The sequence below is a fragment of the Faecalibacillus sp. MSK20_93 genome (genome assembly GCF_020589945.1).
Taxonomy (GTDB): Bacteria; Bacillota_I; Bacilli_A; order Erysipelotrichales; family Coprobacillaceae; genus Faecalibacillus; species Faecalibacillus intestinalis.
This window is the reverse complement of sequence record NZ_JAJDKA010000135.1, coordinates 1-1,081: the sequence shown is the minus strand read 5'-3', so window position 1 is coordinate 1,081 and position 1,081 is coordinate 1. Positions and strand designations below refer to the sequence as shown.

Below are 1,081 nucleotides of genomic sequence, written 5' to 3'. Positions count from 1 at the left end.
AGAAGCGGTAATACAGAAAAGCGACCAATGCACAAACACCAGTCGCTATCAGTATGGTTATGAAGTTGTAAGGGGAAAGCGTCAAGCCGTTCTCTAACAAGCTGAAATGCTCCCAATCGGTACACATGAACTGTTTGATATTCAGTAGTAGGAGAACCGCCATGAATACAAACAGAAGTGTCCCTATGGAAAAGTGGTAGACAAGGTGCTTGTCGCTGGCTCTGATACGGTGTCCTTTGTTCCAAATCTTTTGCATAAATCAATCACTCCTTTCTGGGTACGAAAAAAGCAGTCAACCCTAAGACTAACTGCTTTTTCATTACCATTCATTAAAAATCTTCTGAGTCCAACACTTTATATCCAGCCTCAATTAACGCTTGTGCAAATAGACCTTGACCTTTTATCAATTTCCCCGTAAAACTACCATCATAAATATTCTTGACTGCACAAGTTGGGCTTCTTGATTGCAGAATAACTAAATCTATTTCCATACTTCTTATTTCATTTAAAGCCAACTGTACCGCATGACGATATTCCTCATCAACAATATTTCCATTTATATCCATGACAATACCATTTACTATTTCCGCACTAGGACGTGGTGTAGGCATATTCGCTAATAATTCTGGACAAATCTCGATAACTTCTTTGTCTTTTAGAAACTCTACAACTTTCGGATTGAGATTATTCCCACCGTTATATTTGCAGTTTTTTCCCATGATACATGAACTAACTAATACTTTCATAGATAAGCACCTCACAATTTATCCTAATTATATCATTCAACGAATTACCTCACAATAAAAATCTAATCTCTAATTTTATTTTTTCGGTTGTCCCTGCGTGTTATTATTCTGTGAATTGCCTGCGTTCTGGTTGCCTTTGTTCTTCAACACAATATCCTCTGCTTTTACATACCAGTCCACATCTGCACCACCAAACGTCTTTCTTGATACCGTATCGGCTACGGGATTGACAAGCTCCACAACTGCATTGTACGAAAATTCCCTTAACGGTACTTCTGCTGGTACAGACACGGGGATAATTCCACCATGCAGACTGCACTTCAAATCATAGATAC

General features: G+C 38.6%; 2 protein-coding genes and 1 pseudogene. All 3 read right to left on the bottom strand.

Annotation, left to right across the window (positions count from 1 at the left end; genetic code table 11):
- Positions 1 to 256, bottom strand: a pseudogene (locus LJD34_RS15965) (ATP-binding protein); the annotation flags it as partial.
- 73 nt (positions 257 to 329) lie between these two features.
- A complete protein-coding gene (locus LJD34_RS15960; RefSeq protein ID WP_002322983.1) occupies positions 330 to 746 on the bottom strand; it encodes a DUF523 domain-containing protein in 417 nt (138 codons plus the stop codon).
- A gap of 75 nt (positions 747 to 821) precedes the next feature.
- A partial coding sequence (locus tag LJD34_RS15955; RefSeq protein ID WP_227360361.1) for a YdcP family protein occupies positions 822 to 1,081 on the bottom strand: 260 nt, incomplete at its 5' end.

Bases quoted from the DNA above. Each gene is read 5' to 3' on its own strand.
- LJD34_RS15960 (WP_002322983.1), bottom strand. From the start codon at position 746: ATGAAAGTATTAGTTAGTTCATGTATCATGGGAAAAAACTGCAAATAT.